Source organism: Herpetosiphon giganteus, assembly GCF_016907925.1.
Lineage (GTDB): Bacteria > Chloroflexota > Chloroflexia > Chloroflexales > Herpetosiphonaceae > Herpetosiphon > Herpetosiphon giganteus.
The window spans coordinates 53,750-73,744 of the sequence record NZ_JAFBCZ010000001.1 but is presented as its reverse complement, the minus strand read 5'-3'; the positions used below and the strand labels follow the sequence as shown (position 1 = coordinate 73,744).

At 52.0% G+C, this 19,995-nt stretch carries 31 protein-coding genes; 30 read left to right on the top strand and 1 reads right to left on the bottom strand.

The window, feature by feature from the left end; all coding sequences use genetic code 11:
- Positions 1–72: 72 nt before the first annotated feature.
- The 28 genes from rpsS to rpsI all read left to right on the top strand — a co-directional run bounded on the left by rpsS (position 73) and on the right by rpsI (position 14,461).
- On the top strand, positions 73–360 hold the full coding sequence (gene rpsS / locus JOD20_RS00370; RefSeq protein WP_041304992.1) for a 30S ribosomal protein S19: 288 nt from the start codon (positions 73–75) through the stop codon (positions 358–360).
- Between the two features lie 10 nt (positions 361–370).
- A complete protein-coding gene (rplV, locus tag JOD20_RS00365; RefSeq protein WP_012192438.1) occupies positions 371–712 on the top strand; it encodes a 50S ribosomal protein L22 in 342 nt (113 codons plus the stop codon).
- A 95-nt stretch (positions 713–807) separates the two neighbouring features.
- Positions 808–1,518 (top strand): 30S ribosomal protein S3, encoded by a 711-nt coding sequence (gene rpsC, locus JOD20_RS00360; RefSeq protein WP_054535856.1) that lies wholly within the window; start codon positions 808–810, stop codon positions 1,516–1,518.
- 3 nt (positions 1,519–1,521) lie between these two features.
- A complete protein-coding gene (gene rplP / locus JOD20_RS00355) occupies positions 1,522–1,959 on the top strand; it encodes a 50S ribosomal protein L16 (RefSeq protein WP_012192440.1) in 438 nt (145 codons plus the stop codon).
- Positions 1,949–2,152, top strand: a complete 204-nt coding sequence (gene rpmC / locus JOD20_RS00350) for a 50S ribosomal protein L29 (protein WP_054535857.1) — start codon at positions 1,949–1,951, stop codon at positions 2,150–2,152. Before rplP ends, rpmC begins: the two co-directional genes overlap by 11 nt.
- The gene (rpsQ, locus tag JOD20_RS00345) at positions 2,152–2,490 is read left to right on the top strand and encodes a 30S ribosomal protein S17 (RefSeq protein WP_054535858.1); all 339 of its coding nucleotides are present in this window, start codon (positions 2,152–2,154) and stop codon (positions 2,488–2,490) included. The genes rpmC and rpsQ overlap by 1 nt, the downstream gene beginning before the upstream one ends.
- Positions 2,487–2,855, top strand: coding sequence for a 50S ribosomal protein L14 (gene rplN / locus JOD20_RS00340; RefSeq protein ID WP_054535859.1), 369 nt, complete (start codon positions 2,487–2,489; stop codon positions 2,853–2,855). Before rpsQ ends, rplN begins: the two co-directional genes overlap by 4 nt.
- 72 nt (positions 2,856–2,927) lie before the next feature.
- Positions 2,928–3,236, top strand: a complete 309-nt coding sequence (gene rplX, locus JOD20_RS00335) for a 50S ribosomal protein L24 (RefSeq protein WP_041304996.1) — start codon at positions 2,928–2,930, stop codon at positions 3,234–3,236.
- A 165-nt stretch (positions 3,237–3,401) separates the two neighbouring features.
- Positions 3,402–3,941: a 50S ribosomal protein L5 gene (gene rplE / locus JOD20_RS00330; protein ID WP_054535861.1), complete on the top strand. Its 540-nt coding sequence runs from the start codon at positions 3,402–3,404 to the stop codon at positions 3,939–3,941.
- Between the two features lie 63 nt (positions 3,942–4,004).
- Positions 4,005–4,190 carry a type Z 30S ribosomal protein S14 gene (locus JOD20_RS00325; RefSeq protein ID WP_083469995.1) on the top strand — a complete coding sequence of 62 codons (186 nt, stop codon included), beginning with the start codon at positions 4,005–4,007 and terminating at the stop codon, positions 4,188–4,190.
- 18 nt (positions 4,191–4,208) lie between these two features.
- On the top strand, positions 4,209–4,607 hold the full coding sequence (gene rpsH, locus JOD20_RS00320) for a 30S ribosomal protein S8 (RefSeq protein ID WP_012192447.1): 399 nt from the start codon (positions 4,209–4,211) through the stop codon (positions 4,605–4,607).
- A 55-nt stretch (positions 4,608–4,662) separates the two neighbouring features.
- Complete coding sequence (gene rplF, locus JOD20_RS00315) at positions 4,663–5,202, top strand: 50S ribosomal protein L6 (protein WP_110514146.1); 540 nt, start codon at positions 4,663–4,665, stop codon at positions 5,200–5,202.
- A gap of 69 nt (positions 5,203–5,271) precedes the next feature.
- On the top strand, positions 5,272–5,637 hold the full coding sequence (gene rplR / locus JOD20_RS00310; protein WP_054535863.1) for a 50S ribosomal protein L18: 366 nt from the start codon (positions 5,272–5,274) through the stop codon (positions 5,635–5,637).
- Positions 5,638–5,654: 17 nt separating this feature from the next.
- Positions 5,655–6,203: a 30S ribosomal protein S5 gene (gene rpsE / locus JOD20_RS00305; RefSeq protein WP_054535864.1), complete on the top strand. Its 549-nt coding sequence runs from the start codon at positions 5,655–5,657 to the stop codon at positions 6,201–6,203.
- Between the two features lie 2 nt (positions 6,204–6,205).
- Complete coding sequence (gene rpmD, locus JOD20_RS00300; RefSeq protein WP_054535865.1) at positions 6,206–6,403, top strand: 50S ribosomal protein L30; 198 nt, start codon at positions 6,206–6,208, stop codon at positions 6,401–6,403.
- The gene (rplO, locus tag JOD20_RS00295) at positions 6,403–6,855 is read left to right on the top strand and encodes a 50S ribosomal protein L15 (protein ID WP_204753383.1); all 453 of its coding nucleotides are present in this window, start codon (positions 6,403–6,405) and stop codon (positions 6,853–6,855) included. The genes rpmD and rplO overlap by 1 nt, the downstream gene beginning before the upstream one ends.
- 105 nt (positions 6,856–6,960) lie before the next feature.
- Positions 6,961–8,280 (top strand): preprotein translocase subunit SecY, encoded by a 1,320-nt coding sequence (secY, locus tag JOD20_RS00290; RefSeq protein ID WP_054535867.1) that lies wholly within the window; start codon positions 6,961–6,963, stop codon positions 8,278–8,280.
- Positions 8,281–8,366: 86 nt separating this feature from the next.
- Positions 8,367–9,023 carry an adenylate kinase gene (locus JOD20_RS00285; RefSeq protein WP_204753382.1) on the top strand — a complete coding sequence of 219 codons (657 nt, stop codon included), beginning with the start codon at positions 8,367–8,369 and terminating at the stop codon, positions 9,021–9,023.
- A 195-nt stretch (positions 9,024–9,218) separates the two neighbouring features.
- Positions 9,219–9,440: a translation initiation factor IF-1 gene (gene infA / locus JOD20_RS00280; protein WP_012192455.1), complete on the top strand. Its 222-nt coding sequence runs from the start codon at positions 9,219–9,221 to the stop codon at positions 9,438–9,440.
- A gap of 80 nt (positions 9,441–9,520) precedes the next feature.
- Positions 9,521–9,637, top strand: a complete 117-nt coding sequence (gene rpmJ, locus JOD20_RS00275) for a 50S ribosomal protein L36 (RefSeq protein WP_083469996.1) — start codon at positions 9,521–9,523, stop codon at positions 9,635–9,637.
- 12 nt (positions 9,638–9,649) lie between these two features.
- Positions 9,650–10,033, top strand: coding sequence for a 30S ribosomal protein S13 (gene rpsM / locus JOD20_RS00270; RefSeq protein ID WP_110514151.1), 384 nt, complete (start codon positions 9,650–9,652; stop codon positions 10,031–10,033).
- A 42-nt stretch (positions 10,034–10,075) separates the two neighbouring features.
- On the top strand, positions 10,076–10,489 hold the full coding sequence (gene rpsK, locus JOD20_RS00265; RefSeq protein ID WP_204753381.1) for a 30S ribosomal protein S11: 414 nt from the start codon (positions 10,076–10,078) through the stop codon (positions 10,487–10,489).
- Between the two features lie 158 nt (positions 10,490–10,647).
- The gene (gene rpsD / locus JOD20_RS00260) at positions 10,648–11,283 is read left to right on the top strand and encodes a 30S ribosomal protein S4 (protein WP_054535870.1); all 636 of its coding nucleotides are present in this window, start codon (positions 10,648–10,650) and stop codon (positions 11,281–11,283) included.
- Positions 11,284–11,325: 42 nt separating this feature from the next.
- Positions 11,326–12,321: a DNA-directed RNA polymerase subunit alpha gene (locus JOD20_RS00255; protein WP_054535871.1), complete on the top strand. Its 996-nt coding sequence runs from the start codon at positions 11,326–11,328 to the stop codon at positions 12,319–12,321.
- A 14-nt stretch (positions 12,322–12,335) separates the two neighbouring features.
- Positions 12,336–12,683, top strand: a complete 348-nt coding sequence (gene rplQ / locus JOD20_RS00250; RefSeq protein WP_054535872.1) for a 50S ribosomal protein L17 — start codon at positions 12,336–12,338, stop codon at positions 12,681–12,683.
- 9 nt (positions 12,684–12,692) lie between these two features.
- Complete coding sequence (gene truA, locus JOD20_RS00245; RefSeq protein ID WP_204753380.1) at positions 12,693–13,520, top strand: tRNA pseudouridine(38-40) synthase TruA; 828 nt, start codon at positions 12,693–12,695, stop codon at positions 13,518–13,520.
- A 102-nt stretch (positions 13,521–13,622) separates the two neighbouring features.
- The gene (gene rplM, locus JOD20_RS00240) at positions 13,623–14,057 is read left to right on the top strand and encodes a 50S ribosomal protein L13 (RefSeq protein ID WP_054535874.1); all 435 of its coding nucleotides are present in this window, start codon (positions 13,623–13,625) and stop codon (positions 14,055–14,057) included.
- Positions 14,058–14,062: 5 nt separating this feature from the next.
- Positions 14,063–14,461, top strand: coding sequence for a 30S ribosomal protein S9 (gene rpsI, locus JOD20_RS00235; RefSeq protein ID WP_054535875.1), 399 nt, complete (start codon positions 14,063–14,065; stop codon positions 14,459–14,461).
- A gap of 388 nt (positions 14,462–14,849) precedes the next feature.
- Here rpsI and abc-f read toward each other — a convergent pair whose 3' ends face one another.
- The gene (gene abc-f, locus JOD20_RS00230) at positions 14,850–16,535 is read right to left on the bottom strand and encodes a ribosomal protection-like ABC-F family protein (protein WP_204753379.1); all 1,686 of its coding nucleotides are present in this window, start codon (positions 16,533–16,535) and stop codon (positions 14,850–14,852) included.
- A gap of 327 nt (positions 16,536–16,862) precedes the next feature.
- On the opposite strand from abc-f, the gene JOD20_RS00225 reads away from it, so the two are divergent.
- Together JOD20_RS00225 and JOD20_RS00220 are read left to right on the top strand one after the other, a co-directional pair.
- A complete protein-coding gene (locus JOD20_RS00225) occupies positions 16,863–17,681 on the top strand; it encodes a sugar phosphate isomerase/epimerase family protein (RefSeq protein ID WP_204753378.1) in 819 nt (272 codons plus the stop codon).
- A 592-nt stretch (positions 17,682–18,273) separates the two neighbouring features.
- A complete protein-coding gene (locus tag JOD20_RS00220; protein ID WP_204753377.1) occupies positions 18,274–19,806 on the top strand; it encodes an aldehyde dehydrogenase family protein in 1,533 nt (510 codons plus the stop codon).
- Positions 19,807–19,995 lie beyond the last annotated feature (189 nt).

The window sequence follows — 19,995 nt, the reverse complement described above, 5'->3', positions numbered from 1 at the left end:
GCGATAACTCGTGCAGCGCCTTCTCCCTCGTGAGTAGTGACAACAACTACTGCAACTAAAGGAAGGAAACGAATGTCTCGTTCAACCAAAAAAGGTCCATTCGTTGACGTTCGGCTCTTGAGCCGCGTTGAAACGATGAATCGTGGCAATGAAAAGCGCCCACTCAAAACGTGGTCACGCGATTCAACCATCTTCCCTCAGATGGTTGGCCATACGATCGCTGTCCATGATGGCCGCCGCCACGTTCCAGTGTACATCACTGAAAACATGGTTGGTCATAAGTTGGGTGAATTCGCGCCGACCCGCACATTCCGTGGGCACGGTGGCAAAAAGGCCGACAAGCGCGGCAAATTAAAATAAGAGGTGCGCAATGCAAGCTAAAGCCATTCTGCGTAACTTCCGCATGTCGCCGCAAAAAGTTCGGCTGGTTGCCGACCTCGTGCGCGGTAAAAATGTGACGGAAGCGCTGGGGATTTTGCAATATCTGCCCCACAAGGCAGCCCCAGAAATTGCCCGCGTGATCAAGTCGGCCAAGGCCAATGCCGATCACAACTATCAAATGTCACCCGAGGATCTGGTCGTTAAAACGATTATGGTCGATGCTGGCCCAGTGCTCAAGCGCTACATGCCGCGTGCTCGTGGCCGTGGTGATCGTATCTTGAAGCGTTCGTCACACATTACCGTGATCGTCGATGACGGCGAAGTCTTGTAAAATATGAGCTATGAAGCATGAAGTCAGCAGCTGATTTGCAGCGATGCGCTTCATCCTTCATAATTCATATTTCATCATTATCTTAGGAGGATCTCTTGGGTCGTAAAGTGCATCCGAATGGATTCCGCCTCGGCATCATCAAAGATTGGAAATCGAAGTGGTTTGCCGAGCGTAACTATACCGAACAACTGCACCAAGATTTGGCACTGCGCAAATATATCGAAGGTGCCGATGAGTTGAAAAACGCTGGTGTAGCCCACGTTGATATCGAACGCTCAGCCAATCGGGTTGAAGTGACCATCCACACGGCGAAGCCAGGGATCGTCATTGGCAAACGCGGCGCGAACGTCGATACACTCAAAAACCAAATTGAAAAACTCACAGGCAAAAAGGTGCGCTTGAATATTCAAGAAATTCACCAGCCTGAATTAAATGCCTACCTCGTGGCCGAAAGCGTTGCTGAACAAATCAGCAAACGGGTTTCACACAAACGCGCCATGAAGCAAGCAACCCAACGCGCCATGCGGCTTGGTGCCCAAGGCATCAAAGTCAAATGCTCAGGCCGTTTGGGTGGCGCTGAAATGAGCCGCTCATTGTGGGAACGTGAAGGTCGGGTGCCGTTGCACACCATTCGCGCAGACATTGACTACGCATTGGTGCACGCTCACACCACCTATGGCCGGATCGGGGTTAAAGTTTGGATTTATAAGGGCGATGTGCTTGGTCAACGCGAACGCCAAGCTGCTCCAGCAGCAGCCGCAGCCGATGCACCAAAAACCAACACTCGTTCGGGCAAGGGGTCGTAAACCATGTTAATGCCCAAGCAAATGAAATATCGCCGCCCACACCGCCCTCGTAATATCAAGGGTATTGCTCAGCGCGGCGCGACGGTGGCATTCGGTGATTTTGGGTTGGTCTCACTCGAAGCAGGCTGGATTACCAGCCGCCAAATCGAATCAGCCCGCCGGACGATCACCAACTACGTGAAGCGGGGCGGTAAAGTTTGGATTCGGATCTTCCCAGATCGTCCAATTACCCAAAAACCTGCTGAAACGCGGATGGGTTCTGGTAAAGGTTCAGTTGAATACTATGTCGCAGTGATCAAGCCAGGTCGCGTGTTGTTCGAATTGAACGGCGTACCCGAAGATGTGGCCCAAGAAGCACTGCGCCGCGCTGCCCAAAAGTTGCCTGTTAAGTGCAAATTCGTAACCAAGGCATCGCAGGAGGTTGGCTCAAATGAAGGCTAGTGAACTGCGCGATATGAGCAATGCTGATTTGGAAAAGTTGATCAACGATAACAAACAAGAGTTGTTCACCATGCGTTTCCAAAAATCAGTTGGCAAATTGACCAACACCGCTCGCGTGCGGTTGTTGAAAAAAGATATCGCCCGCGCCAAAACGGTCATCCACGAACGCAGCTTGGTGGCGGAGGGGAATTAATGAACGAGCATTTAGCAACAACTGACAGCCGCAAACAAAAAGTTGGCCGCGTTGTCAGCAGTAAAATGAACAAAACCGTGGTGGTTGCAGTCGATTATCTGCGCCCCCACCCGTTGTATCGCAAAACCGTGCGCCAAACCAGCAAGTTTTACGCACACGATGAAAACAACGAATGCCATGTAGGCGATACCGTGGTGATCGAAGAAACCCGCCCCTTGAGCAAGCTCAAGCGCTGGCGCGTGGTCGAAATCGCCAAAAAGAATCGCCGCGAAGGCTTGAATGTCTTGCGCCAAGACGTTGTAACCGTTGAAGGCGAAACCGAGGAGGCCTCGTCGTGATCCAGCAAGAATCTCGGATGCGGGTTGCCGATAACACAGGTGCCAAAGAGCTGCTGTGTATTCGGGTGCTCGGTGGGACCAAGCGTCGCTACGCTAGCGTTGGCGATACCATTATTGCAACCGTCAAACAAGCCAACCCAGGTGGTTCGGCTAAAAAAGGCGAAGTTGTTCGCGCCGTAATCGTGCGGGTCAAAAAGGGCTACACCCGCCCAGATGGCTCGATGATTCAGTTTGATGATAATGCAGCCGTCATTATCAACCAACAAGGCAACCCTCGCGGCACGCGTATCTTTGGGCCGGTCGCCCGTGAATTGCGCGAAAAGCAGTTTATGAAGATCATCTCACTTGCTCCAGAAGTGTTGTAACATTCTTCACGAGCTGTGGTACAATACAACGCTTGTGGGCAACCGCATAGCGTTGACTATGGAGGCAAAACCATGCACGTCAAAAAGGGCGACCGCGTAGTGGTACTTAGTGGGCGCGAAAAAGGCCGCGAAGGTGTAATCAAGCTGTCTTTGCCCAAAAAAGAACGCGTCGTCGTTGAAAATGTCAATATTGTGAAAAAACACGTCAAGCCGATGGGCAATCGCCAAGGCGGCATCTTAGAAGTTGAAGCTGCATTGCATGTCTCAAAAGTCATGTTAATTTGCCCAGCTTGTGGTAAGCCCTCACGGACTGGCCACCGCGTCAACGACGAAGGCAAAAAAGTGCGTGTTTGCAAGCAATGCAATGCCGACGTTGCCTAATTTGGCAAAGTCGAAGACAAATGAGCAATGAACAACCATGCGTTGCTGACTACTCATTTGGTACGGAACTATCGTATTTTCCATCTGGGCTGGCGCAGTTGTGCCGCAACCGTTTGGTAGCCTTGGTTACCAATGCTGTCGCCGAACCCCAGAAGTGAGGAACCCATGGCACGTCTTAAGGATGTCTATTTGAAGACCGTGGCTCCTGCATTGTTCAAGGACTTTGGCTTTAAGTCCCCAATGCAAGTGCCCCGTATTACCAAGATCGTCATCAACATTGGCTTAGGTGAAGCGTTGCAAAACCCCAAAGCGGTGGAAGCGGCAATCGGCGATTTGACCATGATTGCAGGTCAAAAACCAGTTGTGACCCGCGCTAAGAAATCGTTGGCAGCCTTCAAACTCCGCCAAGGTATGCCGATCGGCGCAATGGTAACGCTGCGCAATGAACGTATGTACGATTTTTATGATCGTCTGGTCAACTTGGCGTTACCCCGTATCCGCGACTTCCAAGGCTTAAGCCGCAAATCGTTCGATGGTCGCGGGAACTACAGTATCGGTATTCGGGAACAAATCATCTTCCCTGAAATCGAATACGATAAAGTTGATAAAATTCGTGGGCTTGAGGTGGCGATTGTTACCACCGCTCCAAACGACGAACAAGGCTTTGCTTTGTTGAAGGCGTTGGGCATGCCGTTTCGTGACTAGGGTTGGCAAGGGACTACAGGGGTAGTCAACCGACAACTCGTAACTGGGAGGCCAAAACAGTCTATGGCTAAGAAATCGATGATCATCAAGGCGAATCGCGCACCAAAATTTTCAACGCAGGGATACAATCGCTGCAAGCGCTGTGGTCGGCCTCGGGCGTACATGCGAAAATTTGGTATCTGCCGGATCTGCTTCCGCGAGTTGGCTTCACAAGGGCTGATTCCCGGTGTAACAAAATCAAGCTGGTAGAACCAGGAGGACGAGCTAGTGAGCGTTAATGATCCAATTGCCGACCTGCTGACACGCATCCGCAACGCGGGTATGGCACGCCACCAAACGGTGACGATCCCATTGTCGAAAATCAAGCGCGGCATTGCTGAAATTTTGCAAGCCGAAGGCTATATTAAAAGCTTTGAGGTTCAAGAAGGCACACCATTCTCAAATTTGGTGTTGACCTTGAAATATGCTGCTGACCGCAAGCCTGTAATCACTGGCTTGAAGCGGGTTAGCCGCCCAGGCTTGCGGGTCTACACCAAGCGCAACGAGATTCCTCGCGTGCGCAACGGTTTGGGCTTGAGCATCCTTTCAACTCCTAAGGGGTTGATGACCGGCGATGCCGCTTGGAAAGCTGGCGTTGGCGGCGAAATTGTTTGTTACATTTGGTAATACTAAACGAGGACAACGGTAGCTTTACCGTCATCACTCGTGGAGGAAATGACCCATGTCACGTATCGGTCGTAAACCGATTGAAGTTCCAGGTGGCGTAACTGTGAACGTCGACAGCAGCAATGTTGTCACGGTCAAAGGCCCCAAAGGAACCTTGAGCGAATCAATTCGGCCTGAAATTGCGGTTAACATCGATGGCGCAACGGTAGAAGTCACCCGCGTCAGCGAAACCCGCCAGGCTCGCGCATTTCACGGTCTCTCACGGACGCTGATCGCCAATATGGTCGATGGCGTGACCAAGGGCTTTGAAAAAACGCTCGAAATGAATGGTACAGGCTATCGCGCTACCCTTGATGGCAAAATCTTGGTGCTTTCACTTGGCTTCTCGCACCCAGTGCGGGTTGAGCCATACGAAGGCAACAGCTTTGAAGTAGCTGAGCGTCGGGTTGTGATCAAAGGCCCCAACAAGCAAAAAGTTGGCGACCAAGCAGCGAACATTCGCAAGCTGCGTCCACCCGAACCCTACTTGGGCAAAGGCATCAAGTACAGCGACGAAGTGATCCGCCGCAAGGCCGGTAAAGCTGGTAAGAAGTAGGCTGTTGGCGGCGGCGTAGCGTGACACCACTAACGCGCCGCCTAACCCACCTACAGGAGAAATATAGCAATGTCGAAATTTTCATCCCGCGAATTGCGCGCCCGACGGCATCGTCGGCTTCGTGGCCAACTGAGTGGCACACCTGAGCGCCCACGCTTGAATGTGTTTCGCTCAGGCCTGAATATCTATGCCCAAGTGATCGATGATCTCGCTGGTCATACGCTTGTTTCCGCGTCAACGATCGATACCGAATTACGCGGCAGCCTTGGTGAGCAACGCAAACTCGAACAAGCACATTCAGTTGGCAAGGCCGTTGCAGAACGCGCTCGCGCCGCTGGGATTACCAAAGTGGTGTTCGATCGCGGTGGCTACAAATATCACGGTCGTGTGAAAGCTGTTGCCGAAGGGGCACGCGAAGGCGGACTTGAATTCTAATCAACTCTGGAGGCAACGTGGCGAAGCGAAATCGATCAAACGCTGACGAAGTTGAACTGGACGAACGAGTTGTCCAAATCAACCGGGTCGCGAAAGTGGTCAAGGGTGGCCGCCGCTTCAACTTTAGCACCGTCGTAGTCGTTGGCGATGGCAACGGCAATGTCGGGCTAGGGATGGGCAAGGCTTCTGAAGTACCCGAAGCAATCCGCAAGGGTGCTGAATCAGCTAAACGCAATATGATCGCGGTTTCGGTTATCGGAACCACCATTCCCCATGAAATTGTGTCAACCTATAAAGCATCCAAAGTGTTGCTTAAACCAGCCTCAGCTGGTACCGGCGTTATCGCTGGTGGTGGCGTGCGCGCCGTGCTTGAAGCCGCTGGCATCAAGGACGTTCTGACCAAATCATTGGGCAGCAACAACTCAGTCAATGTGGTGCGAGCTACTTTGAAGGCGCTTTCTGAATTGCGCACGCCGCAAGAAGAAGGCCGCCGCCGTGGCCGTGCTGCATCGTCATTCCGCCTGAGCGGCCAAAGCCGCGCCGTTATCAGCGGTACGGAGGAATAACGATGGCAACCTTGCGTATTACGTATAAAAAAAGTTCAATTGGCTATAGCCAAGCGCAAAAAGATACCGTTCGCTCGCTCGGTTTGCGCAAATTGAACCAAGTGGTCGAGCTTCAAGATACTCCAGTTGTCCGTGGGATGATCTTCAAGATCAAGCACTTGGTAACTGTCGAGGAAGTGACTGCGACGGAGGCCAAGTAATGAAATTGCACGATCTGAAGCCAGCACCAGGCTCAACCCGCAAAACCAAGCGGGTTGGTCGTGGTCATGGTTCGGGCAAAGGGAAAACCTCTGGTAAAGGTATGATGGGTCAAAAGGCTCGTTCAGGGCCAAACCCATACCCACACTTTGAAGGTGGTCAGAATCCTTTGGTCCGCCGGATGCCCTACAAGCGCGGCTTTACCAACATTTTCCGGGTCGAATATACCATCGTTAACGTTGGCGATTTGACCGAATGGAACAATGGCGATGTAACGCCTGAAGCACTGCGCGAAGTCGGCTTGATCAAAAACCTCAAGCAACCTATCAAAGTCCTCGGCGATGGCGACCTGAACGTAGCCCTCAAGGTGCGTGTCCACAAGGTTAGCGCCAGCGCTCGCCAAAAAATTGAGGCTGCGGGCGGTTCAGTCGAATTGATTGACGCTGCCGCCTAAACAATGGTGATGCGATGACCTTCTTTTGCGACGGCGTAGCGGGCTTTGCCCAAGGCTACGCTGTTTGCAAATGAAGGTCATTCGTGCATTACACAGGAGAATTCCATGCTTCAAGCTGTGGTCAACGCACTTAAAATCGCCGAAGTGCGCAAGAAGATTTTGTTCACCCTGATGATGCTGGTGATCTTCCGCTTTATCGCGGCTATTCCAGTTCCAGGGGTCGATACAGCCGAACTCGATCGGTTGTTTAATGGTCAGTTGCCGTTAAGCGATTTGGCAAACTTCCTCAACTTGCTCTCCGGTGGGGCGTTGCGGCAGTTCTCCGTTGCAGCAATGGGTGTCTATCCCTACATCACGGCCCAAATTATTATGCAGTTGCTGATCCCGTTGATCCCAGCGCTGGAGCAGTTGAGCAAAGAGGGTGAGCAGGGTCGCAATCGGATTCAACGCTATCAATATTTCCTCACTGTGCCTTTGGCTTATCTCCAAGGCTATGGCCAAATTAAATCGCTGATCAACAGCGGGATCAATTTGTTTGGCACGTTGAACTTCAGCATCACCCAAAACTTCTTCCAAACCTTCTCGATCTTGACGATTATGGTCGCTGGCTCGATGTTCTTGGTTTGGATGGGCGAGTTGATCGACGAACGTGGGATTGGCAACGGTCTCTCGATGATTATCTTCGGCGGGATCGTGACCGCGCTGCCAAGCATGGTCTATCAAGCAATCACCACTTCAAGCTCGGGTAATAACGTGATCGGCGGGATTTTGCTGCTGATCGTGACCTTGGCAACCGTGGTTGGGATTGTTTTGATCACCGAAGGCCAACGCCGCATTCCAGTTCAATACGCCAAGCGCGTGCGTGGCAATAAGGTCTATGGCGGTCAATCGAGCCACTTGCCTTTGAAGGTTAATATGGCTGGGATGATTCCCTTGATCTTCGCCCAAAGCATTTTGATTTTCCCCAGCACCGTTGCTTCCTACTTCTGGAAGCCTGATGGTACGGGTTTCCTCAATGGCATCGCGAACTTCTTCGTCAACAGTTTTGGCCCCAATGGTTTGGCCTTTACCTTGGCGATGTTCGTATTGGTGTTGCTCTTCACCTACTTCTATGCCTTGGTGATGTTCAACCAACAAAACTTGCCTGAAATGTTGCAACGCAATGGTGGCTTTATTCCTGGCATTCGCCCAGGCCGCAACACTGAAGTCTATTTGACCAAAGTGCTCAATCGCATTACCTTGATTGGCGCGGTTGGCTTAGCTGTGGTTGCCGCTTTGCCCTACTTTGTGCAACAAATTACCGGCTTGCAAATTGGCTTTAGCAGCACCGGTCTCTTGATTGTGGTTGGTGTGGCGGTCGATACCATGCGCCAACTCGAAGCTCAAATGATGATGCGCAATTACGAAGGCTTCATCTCGCGCTAAGAAACGCTACCTGCTTTTGGCAGGTGGTGCTACGGCGAACAAAGGCGTTCGCCGTTCTTTGCTGACTCACCGAGGAGCACTATCCTATGAACATCATTTTGCTTGGTTCGCCCGGAGCTGGCAAAGGAACCCAGGCAACTGAGTTGGAAGCAGCAACCGGCATGAAGCACATCGCCAGCGGCGATATGTTTCGGGCTGCTGTGCGCGAAGGCACACCACTGGGAACACTCGCCCAATCGTACCTCGATAAAGGCGAGCTGGTGCCCGATGATGTTGTGATTGGCATGGTTTTGGAACGGGTACAACAACCCGATTGTGAAAATGGGGTGATTTTCGATGGTTTCCCACGCACACCCCAACAAGCCGAAGCCCTGCAAGCAGCGTTAGCTGAACATAACGATGCGATCAATGCTGTGTTGCTGTTGCATGTCGATAAAGATGTGCTGATTCAACGGGTCATTGGGCGCTGGACTTGCAGAAAATGTCAAGCTGTATATAATACATACTTCCGAGCACCAAAAGTCGAGGGTGTTTGTGATCTCTGCGACGGCGATTTGTACCAACGCAGCGATGACAACCTTGAGACGATCAACCATCGACTTGATGTTTATGCAGCTCAAACATCGCCGCTCATTGCCCATTATCGCACGCAAGGCATCTTGCACGAAATTAATGGCCTCGGCGAGATTGACGATATTACTGCACGCATGGTTCAAGCAATTGAATCGGCAAAGCCGTGCTAAATTTGTGGTATAGTAATAGGTACCGATGCAGAAGCATGGGCCGACGGCCTATGCTTCTAGCTTGCTGCGTATGCTATACACCGTCGTCTGACGTATTGCACAGCCCAGTGACGGATTATTCTTTGGGGCAATCGCGCACCACTCGCAACGCATGCGACCATTGCCACCGCTGATGTGCTAGTTTTAAGGAGTCATATGGCCAAGAAGAAGGATGTCATTGAGGTCGAGGGCGTTATTACTGAGCCACTGCCAAACGCGATGTTTAAAGTAGCGTTGGATAACGGGCTGGAAGTATTAGCACATGTCTCTGGCCGGATTCGGATGAATTACATTCGGATTCTGAAAGGCGACCGCGTGTTAGTTGAACTCTCGCCCTATGATCCAACTCGTGGCCGTATTACTTATCGGTACAGATAACACACTGACCACCGCAACCAATGCCTCTGGCCGAAGCGGACGGAGGGTTGGATTGTTGTGTGTCTACGAGCGAGGTTCCGATGAAAGTCCAACCATCAGTCAAACCACGCTGCGAATATTGCCGGGTCATTCGTCGTAAGGGCGTTGTCCGTATCATTTGCAGCCGCACCCCGAAGCATAAGCAACGGCAAGGCTAAGAGGAGCATCGAATGGCACGTATTTCAGGGGTTGATATTCCCCGCAACAAACGGGTGGAAATTTCCCTTACCTACATTTATGGGATTGGGCGCACCACCAGCAGCGAAATTCTGGCTCGCACCAGTATCAATCCAAACGTTCGGGTCAAAGATTTGACCGAAGACGAAGTAATTCGTTTGCGCGAAATCATCGACCAAGATTACACCGTTGAAGGCGATTTGCGCCGGGCTGTTCAATTGAACATCAAGCGTTTGATGGATATTGGCTGCTACCGTGGGATTCGCCACCGCAAAGGCTTGCCATTGCGCGGTCAACGCACCAAAACCAACGCCCGTACCCGCCGTGGTAAAAAAGGCGCAGCAATCGGTGGCAAGAAGAAAGCTACCAAGAAGTAATTTCCTGAATTTTTATTTTCAACGCTATTTCGGAGGCCTTGAATGGCGAAACAAGCAAAAGCGGGAGCATCTCGCCGCCCTCAACGCGGTCGTCGCCGTGAGCGTAAAAATGTGCCCCGTGGCCAAGCTCACGTCCAAGCGACCTTTAACAACACGATCGTTACAATCACCGACCCAGCTGGCAACGTGGTTTGCTGGAGCAGCGCTGGCGCAAGTGGCTTCAAAGGCTCACGCAAAAGCACGCCCTATGCAGCCCAGGTAACTGCCGAACAAGCAGCCCGCAAAGCCATGGATAACGGCATGCGCGTGGTTGAAGTGTATGTTAAAGGCCCTGGTGCTGGCCGTGAATCAGCAGTGCGCGCACTGCAAGCGACTGGCTTGTCGGTTATTGCAATCACCGATGTTACGCCAATCCCACACAATGGCTGCCGCCCACCAAAGCGCCGCCGCGTGTAATGGCTTCGCGGCAGCATGCTGTCGCCGAAGTGTGTAGTAGCAACGCCACGACTAAGATACGTGAGCAGGATGAAGCACGGCTGTTCCTATACGTGGAAATAGGAGTCGGTGTGTAAACTGCCTTGGCAATTAGGAATTGCGAAGGGACAAACAAGAACATGGCTCGATATACTGGTCCAGTATGTAAATTGGCACGCCGCGAAGGCGTTGACCTAATGCTCAAGAGCGGTAACAGTGGCCGCAAGGTGCTTGAGCGCCGTGGGAGCCAGCCCCCTGGTCAACATGGGGCTTCAGTCCGACGACGACAATTGTCTGATTATGGTGTTCAGTTGCGCGAGAAGCAAAAAGTTCGCCGCATCTATGGTGTTTTGGAACGTCAGTTCCGCCGCTATTATGGCATTGCGACCCGTACCACCGGCCAAACCGGTGCTGTGCTCTTGCAAATTTTGGAACGTCGCCTCGATAACGTGGTGTTCCGCTTAGGCTATGCGGTCACCCGCGCCCAAGCTCGCCAGTTGGTCAACCACGGTCACATTACCGTGAATGGCCGCAAAACCGATATTCCTTCAGCCTTGGTTGAAGTTGGCGATGTAATTGGCGTGCGTGCAGAAAGCCGCAAACGCGATTATTTCAAAGATCTCGAAGAAACCAAACAACTGAACCGCGTGTCTCCACCAAGCTGGTTGTCACTTGACGCTGGCAAGTTGGAAGGGGTTGTCCAAACCTTCCCTTCACGCGAGGAGTTGGATATGTCGATTAACGAGCAGTTGATTGTTGAATTCTACAGCCGCTAATCGGACGTAATCGGTATCACTATCCCAGCAGGAGGCGGATACGTGCTAGACATTGCAATGCCCAAACTCGAATGTGTCGCAGCGGCGGAGAACTATGGGCGGTTCAAAATTGAGCCACTGGATCCCGGTTACGGGCATACCTTAGGGAACGCGCTGCGGCGGGTGTTGTTGTCGTCCATCCCTGGGGCAGCGGTCATCAAGATTAAAATTGATGGGATTTTCCACGAGTTTTCGCCAATTCAAGGCGTGCGTGAAGATGCTACCGAGATTGTGTTGAACGTTAAAGGCATTCGTTTGCGCTCCTACGCCGAACGCCCAGTCAAGATGATTTTATCTAAGACTGGCCCAGGCGTGGTGCGCGCAAGCGATATTGAATGCCCTTCAAACGTGGAGATCGTTAACCCCGATCACTACATCGCAACCCTCGATAGTGCCGATGCTCGCTTGGACATGGAGCTGACCGTCGAACGTCACCGCGGCTATCTGCCAGCTGAAAATCGTGACCCGGTGCCGATTGGCGAAATTCCGGTGGATGCGATCTTCACGCCGGTGCACAAGGTTAATTACGTTGTGGAACATACCCGCATTGGCGGGATGACCGACTTCGACCGCTTGTTGCTTGAAATTTGGACTGATGGCACGGTTAAGCCAGGCGATGCCCTGAGCTATGCCGCGCAAGTGCTAGTGCAATATTCATCAATCATCGCCGATTTCAATCGCTTTGACGATGAACAAGAGCAAGTTGGCGATGCCAATGGTCTGGTGATTCCCAGCGAGATCTACGACATGCCGATCGAAGATCTTGACCTTTCAACCCGCACCTACAACTGTCTCAAGCGCGCTGACATCACCAAGGTGGGTCAAGTGCTGGAGATGGACGAGAAGCAACTGCTGGCTGTGCGGAACTTGGGGCAAAAATCAATGGACGAAATTCGCGAGAAATTAATCGAGCGCAATTTACTGCCAACCTTGCCTTTCAACTCCGCTATTCTGAACACCAATGTCGCTGCCCGTCTGAACGACGGTAGCGCTGAATAGACGAGGATCGTTTCATGAGACACCGTAAGTCTGGCAAGAAGATGGGCCGGCCAACGGCTCAGCGCAAAGCCTTATACCGTAGCTTGATGATTGCCCTTATCGAGCACCGCGGCATTACAACCACTGATGCTAAGGCCCGCGCTGTTCAACCAGAAGTTGAAAAATTGATTACATTGGGTCGCTTTGATACTCCCCACAATCGCCGGATGGCGCTTTCGAAGCTGCACAGCAAGAATGCCATGAACCTTTTGTTCCAAGTGGCTCCTGCTTACGCCGAACGCCCAGGTGGTTACACGCGGATTGTCAAAATGGGCTTCCGCAAAGGCGACGCTGCGGAAATGGCTCGGATTGAATTGGTCTAAGTTTGCCGTATGAGCCGTACTTTAGCATTGTGTTTTGAATATGTCGGCACTGCTTTTTGCGGCTCGCAATGGCAACCAGGCGGTCGCGCCGTGCAAACGGAGTTAGAGACCGCTTGGCAACGATTAACAAGCGATAATGGGCGTTGGATTTTTGCCGGTCGGACCGATGCAGGAGTTCACGCCCTAGCCCAAGTCGCCCATATCGTCAGCGCTACTGACCGGAGTTTGGATACGATTGCCAAGGCAATGAACGCCATTACGCCAGCAGATATTAGTGTTCACGAAGCATGGGAGATGCCAACTGGCTTTCATTCCCGCTTTAGTGCCCGTCAACGAACATATCGCTATGTTTTTGATAGCGCACCTGCACCTTCAGCCACGCTCTCTGGGCGAGTGCTGCGCCTCGATCATCACCTTGATTGGGCGGCGATGCAGGCGGCCTTGGATACGCTGATTGGGATTCACGATTTTGCGGCGTTCGCTGGCGCTGGTCACGAAGGCTCGACCATCCGCAACTGTTATTTGGCGCAATTGCGCCCAGCAGAGTGGCTTGGCCGTCCAGTGACTGTGCTGCATTTGCAGGCTAATGCTTTTCTGAAGCATATGGTGCGCAATATCGTTGGCACGTTACTGATGGTTGGCGCTGGCAAGCTTTCATTGGAAGCTTGGCTGGCAGTTATCGCCAGTCGCGACCGTCGGAATGCAGGACCAACCGCGCCCCCACAGGGGTTGTATTTAGAGTCGATTGGCTATGACCCAGCACTTCAGCCATTGGCGACAAGTTCACGCTGGGATGGCACGACCTATTTTCGGACGTATCAAGGCGAAACGGTGTGAGTACGGGCAGTTTGCCAACGCTTCTCACCGCCACCCTTACAACGATTTGTGAACATGCCAGCGTGGCATAATTCACAATTCATACACGAGGAATTCAGCAGCATGAAGACTTATAGCCAAAAAGCTTCGGAGATTCAGCGCGAATGGCTGGTCGTCGATGCAGAAAATCAGGTGCTTGGTCGGCTCGCGACCCAAATCGCAACCCTGATTCGCGGCAAACACAAGCCAACCTACACGCCTAGCATGGATGGCGGCGATTTTGTAGTCGTGGTCAACGCTGAGAAAATTCGCGTTACCGGCGATAAAGCCAACCAAAAAATTTACTATCGCCACTCGAACTTCCCTGGTGGTTTGAAGCGCACCGCTTATAAAGTGATGATGCAAACCCACCCAGAGCGGATCATTTACTTTGCGGTTAAGGGCATGTTGCCACGCAATCGCTTGAGCCGCCACATTATCAAGAAGTTGAAAGTGTATGCAGGTGCAAGCCACCCTCATGCATCACAATCACCTAAAACCTATGCGGTGAAAGGTTAATCCCGATGAGTGAACAACGCTATTTCCAAGGCACTGGTCGCCGCAAGACCGCTGTGGCCCGGGTACGCTTGTATCCTGGCACCGGTGAGTTCGTGGTCAATGGCCGCACCTCAGAAGAATTCTTCGGCGGTCGCGCGCTGTACCAACAATTGATTCGCCAACCGTTGTTGGCTGCCAATCAATTGGGCTCGTTCAATGTGTTGGTCAAGGTTCGTGGCGGTGGCGACACTGGCCGCGCCGAAGCTGTACGCCACGGCGTAGCTCGCGCTTTGGTCGATGCTGATGCAGCATTCAAGCCAATTATGCGCGCTGCTGGCCTCTTGACCCGCGACGCTCGTAAGAAGGAACGGAAGAAACCAGGTTTGGTCAAGGCTCGCCGCGCCAAACAATACACCAAGCGGTAAGTTTTTACCCTTTGGTGTCCGGTTTCCCCCAGCCACGGAGCTTCGGTTCCATGGCTGGGGTTTGTTTTTTAGGGGTCAGGGGTTAGGGTAACAAAACCACGAAGAACAGAGAGCATGAAGGGAGAATTGGCTATAGGCTTTGGGCTATGTGTATTGGTTCAGCGCGTTAACTACCGCATGATCCCCTTACCCCAACCCCTCTCCCATCCGATGGGCGAGGGGCTTTAACCGCATGGTTCTGCCACACTGCGTGGTAAAAAGGGTCTGCTCCCCTCGCCCGCGTGCAGTGGGAGAGGGGCTGGGGGTGAGGGATAGTTGCTCCTCCAATGTACCAGTACAGCTATGTTCTCTGTTCTCTGCTCTTTTCATCCCTCATCCTTCATCCTTTCTATCGTTTGGCTTTCGCCTTGGCTTTGACCACAACTGGCTCGATGACTGGTGGTGGCGGGGCTTTGCTGGCCTCGCGCCAAGCACTGTAGCCACCAAGATGGGCTTTCAGGCTGCCATCTGCCACAGCCCACACCCGATCAACCACCCGATCGAGAAAGTAGCGGTCGTGCGAAATCACGATTACCGTGCCATCGTAGCGCTCTAAGGCATCTTCCAAAACTTCAACCGAATCAATATCCAAGTGGTTGGTTGGCTCATCGAGAATCAAGCAATTGGGCTTGGCTAACATCAACAAAGCCAATTGTAGCCGCGCGCGTTCGCCGCCAGATAGTGAGCCAATCGTTTGGCGACATTGGTTGTAGCTGAACAAGAAGCCGCCCAAAAAGGCCACTGCTTGGCCTTCGTACATCGAGCGGGTGAGGCGCACCACGTCAATCGGGGTTTGGTTGTGATCAAGCGTCTCAACGCCTTGGGCAAAATAGCCAATGTCGATCGACGGCCCAACCCAAACCATGCCATCGCTTGGCTCATATTGGCCATGCATCAGCTTGCCCAGCACGCTTTTGCCAGAGCCATTTTGGCCGATAATGCCAACCCGCTCGCCACGCCAAATCGTTTGCTCGATGCCGAGCAGCACCAAATCATCGCCAAAACTCATGCTTACATCACGCAGGTCGATGATTTTCTGGCCGCCGCGTTGCTCGGAGCGTAGGCTCAAGCCAACTTTGCGGCGCTCGAGCACAGGTTTTTCAACTTTATCCAGCTTGTCGATTTGCATTTGCTTGACGCGCGCCTGCTTGATATGGCGCTCATTTGGCACCATCGAAGCCCAGAGTTGAAAGCGCTTAATCGCTTCTTCAAGCCGATTAATTTCCTTTTGCTGCGCCACAAAATCTTGCTGCTGGCGTTGCAAGGCCAATTGGCGATTAACGGCGTAGGTCGAATAATTGCCAAGCCAGAGGCTAGTTTTGCCATCTTCTAAATGGACGACGCTGGTGATAGTTTCATCGAGCAAATAGCGATCGTGGGCCACAATCACCACTGCGCCGCTAAACTCACGAATTGTTGCTTCTAGAAACTCGCGCCGATTCAGGTCGAGGTGGGTTTCTGGCTCGTCGAGAAGTAATAAATCAGGCCGCTGGATCAAACAACTTGCCAAGCCGATCATTTTGCGCTGGCCACCGCTCAGCGCACTGGTTGGCAAGCTCAAATCGTTGCTATCAAAGCCAAATTGCTGTAAATAGCCACGCGCATCGTTGGCCAGCATCGAGCCGCCAAGCTCCTCGAATTGGTTCAATAAGCGGCTGTGTTGCTCTAAAACCTGATTCATACGTTTGAGATCGTTGGCGATGGCTGGCTCGCCAAGCTGGGTTTCGCAGGCTGCAATCTGGGCTTCTAGCTCAGCAAGATCAGGCCGCGCGGCCATGACAGTTTGCATTGGAGTGCGTTGATCGCCAACAATATGTTGCGAAAGATAGGCGATGCGCAAGCCTCGGCGGGTGGTAATTAAACCTGCGGTTGGCGTTTCGAAGCCCGCCAATAAGCGCAGTAAGGTCGATTTGCCAGCGCCATTCGCGCCGACCAAGCCAATTCGCGCGCGTTCGTGAATTTCCCAATTCAAGCCGTTCAAGATGCTGCGACCGCCAACGCTGTAGTGTAGATTTTGGGCACTTGCAATAATCATTTGGGCAACCTCCACAGTAGGGGGCAGCACTATGCACAGCGATCAAAAAAAGACTAGGGGCGCATAATGCTGCCCCTAGTCTTGATTAGTTGGTTTCAATTACCAATTGGTTCAGATTTTAGGCGCAGCTATCCTGTCTGCGCCTTTGTTGAACCCTTTCCGTGCGTGAATCACGCCCATAAATGAATTGAAAACCATGATCTGTTTTCCAATCTATAATCCAATATGTTGGTTAGGATAGCATACGCAACCAAATGGCGAAATCGGTCTTTAGGCCGAGTCGATCATTAAACCCAATCTATGTGATTAAACGTAGCGAGGAAGCATATGAGTTTATTAATTGGCCTGAATGGCCGTTTTTTCGAGCAGAATTGGCGACCAGCGCTTGCTGAAATCGAGTTTGCTGCTGCCAATGGCTTTACCAGTATGCAGTTTCAGGGTAAGCCAGCAGGCTTGCACGCAACCGCCTTGGGAGCCGATTTTGCCAGCATTCGCCAGCAACTGCAAGCCAAGCAGATTATGGCGGTGATGGAAATTAATTTGCAAATTGATGCGGCTGGGCGTGCTGCGACTGGGCAAACGCCGCTGGAAGTGCTCGAAGCCAATTTGCCTGCGATCAACGGATTGGGCTGTGAGTATGTGCATTGGCATCTCAACAATCAGCCTGTGCTGGAATTTGCCCAGGTTGCCGAGCTAGAAATTGCGCTACAACCACAGTTTGCAGCTGGCGTGGCCTTGGCTCAGCAGCATGGCTTTCAATTTGGCTTTGAGCATAACGACCCAATTTTGCGTTTATTTACCACGCCGCAGGCATGCAACCAACTTTTAGCAGCAGTGTCAGGTTTGGGCTTTGTGTGGGATTTTAATCATACACTGACTGAGGATTTGGCTGGATTTTTGCAATTAATTCCGCGTATGAGCATGTTGCACATTTCTGATACGCCCTTGCCTGAGGTGAATTATCATCTGCCTTTGGGGATGGGCACAATAGATTTTGCTGCTTATTGCCAAGCCTTGGCTGCGGCGAATTTCCATGGCCCAGCGATTTTAGAAATTGGTGGCTTGCCTAAATCTGGCGGCTATGGGCGGGATACAGATGCTGCATTAATTGATTCGTTACAACGATTGCAGGCAGCTTTGGCATAGGCTGTTGTTGGTAGTTTATCGAATTAATTCTTAACGCATAGGGGAGACACGGGGCGAGGGTTCAGGGAAGTTTAGCTCTCGGCGATGGTTATTTTCGATCAATCATAGCCAATAGCCCAAAGCCTATAGCCATTTCATTCTTCGCGTTCTTGGCGGTTTCGTGCCCTAACCCCTGAACCCCGATTCCCAATCGTTTCGCCACCCTTCCGTCCCTCCGCCGGAGGGAGACGCAGGGGTTTTCAGCCCCTGCACCCCAAATATTTGTGTGGTGGAATGTTGTGCTTTTTCTATCTCCCCAATGGTTGTTCTTCAAAAGATTTTATCCACGAAGGACACGGAGAATAAAACCGCGAAGAACGCGAAGATCACGAAGGTTAAGTTTTCTTGCCACAGATTCACCCAGATTTTTAGGATTAGGCTTTATGTTCTATGTTCTATGCTCTTTGTTCTATATTCTGCTTTTGGCTTCATCCCTCATAATTCATCCTTCATCCTTTACTCCCCCAATCGCCACGTGACACCTTGCGTCATAAACCTGCTTAGGGTATGATCAAGGCATAACGACTGTGCGCCTTCAACGGAGAACGCCAAGATGACTCAATCAGATAGCCTGCGCGCTTTTGGCCTGTATATTGACGGAGCTTGGGTCGCAGCCAGCGATGCTGCTAGTGAAACCCTGTATAACCCTGCGACGGGCGAGCCAATCGCTCAGGTGGCGCGGGCAACCATCCACGATATTGATCGAGCGGTTGATGCTGCGCGAAAGAGTTTTGATATTGGCTCGTGGTCGCAAATGCGGCCTGTCGAACGCGCCAAAGTTCTCGAAGCGATCGCCGATGTGCTCGAAGAAAACACCGACGAACTGGCCGAACTTGAAACCCTCAACGGTGGCGCGACGCTACGCAAAAGTTCATGGCTCGATATTCCGGTTGGCATCGAGCATTTGCGCTATTTTGCCGATTTGGCGCGCCAACACCCAATGCAAACCTTGCCCTACATCGATTTTCCTTCGCCAAGTGCCAACGCTGTTTGGCGCGAACCAATCGGGGTTTGTGGCCAAATTATCCCGTGGAATTATCCATTTTTGATGGCGATTTGGAAGATTGGTCCAGCCTTGGCTGCTGGCAATAGCCTCATCCTCAAGCCTGCTTCGTTAACCCCAGTGAGCGCCTTGCGCATGGCCGAATTGATCCACGAGGCCGATTTGTTGCCGCATGGGGTTTTTAATGTGGTGACTGGGCCGGGCAGCTTGGTTGGCGAACGCCTAACCAGCCATCCAAAGGTCGATAAAATTGCTTTTACCGGCTCGACCGAGGTTGGCCGCCAGATCGCCGAAGTTGCAGGCCGCAATCTCAAACGAGTAACCTTGGAGCTTGGCGGTAAATCGCCAGTAGTTGTGTTGCCCAATGCCGACCTTGATTTGGCAGTTGATGGGGCGATTTGGGCCGCGTTTATGCACTCTGGCCAAAGCTGCGAAGCTGGCACGCGCTTGCTCTTGCCCGATTCGCTACACGATGAGTTTGTTGAGCGCTTGGTTGCGCGGGTTGAACAATTGGTGCTTGGCGATCCGCTTGATCTGACGACTGATTTAGGCCCGTTAGTTTCTGCGGCCCAAAAACGCGCCGTCGAAGCCTACATTGAGCTGGGGATTCAAGAGGGTGCGACCTTGCGCTGTGGCGGCGTTGGCAGCGACGATCCTGCGTTGGCCAATGGTCATTTTGTGCGGCCAACGATTTTTACCGATGTGAACAATCGCATGCGCATCGCCCAAGAAGAAATTTTCGGGCCTGTGCTCTCAGTTATTCGTTATCAAACGGTTGGCGAGGCGATTACAATTGCCAACGATACCAATTATGGCTTGGCCGCCAGCGTTTGGAGCCGCGATTTGCAAGATGCCCAAGAAGTAGCACGCGCAATTCGGGCTGGCACCGTTTGGATCAACGATCATCATTTGATCAATGCCAAAGCGCCATTTGGCGGCTACAAAGATAGTGGGATTGGCCGCGAGTTAGGGCCGAATGCACTTGATGCCTATAGCGAAGTTAAGCATATTCATACCGATTTGACCCAAGAACGCACCCGCCGCATTTGGGTCGATATTGTCACGCCTCGCCTCGACGACTAAGTTAAGAAGGATGAAATATGAGGGATGAAGGATGAAGGAGCAACGTTTTTACCCACGAAGAACACGAAGCGCACGAAGGCCAATTCAGTGCTATCCTCGGGTTCTTCGTGGCGAGAATGATGTATGCCATAGCTTCTCGGCTACGAACCATGACATGTGAGTTTCATCGATCAAAGATTGCTTTCCAAA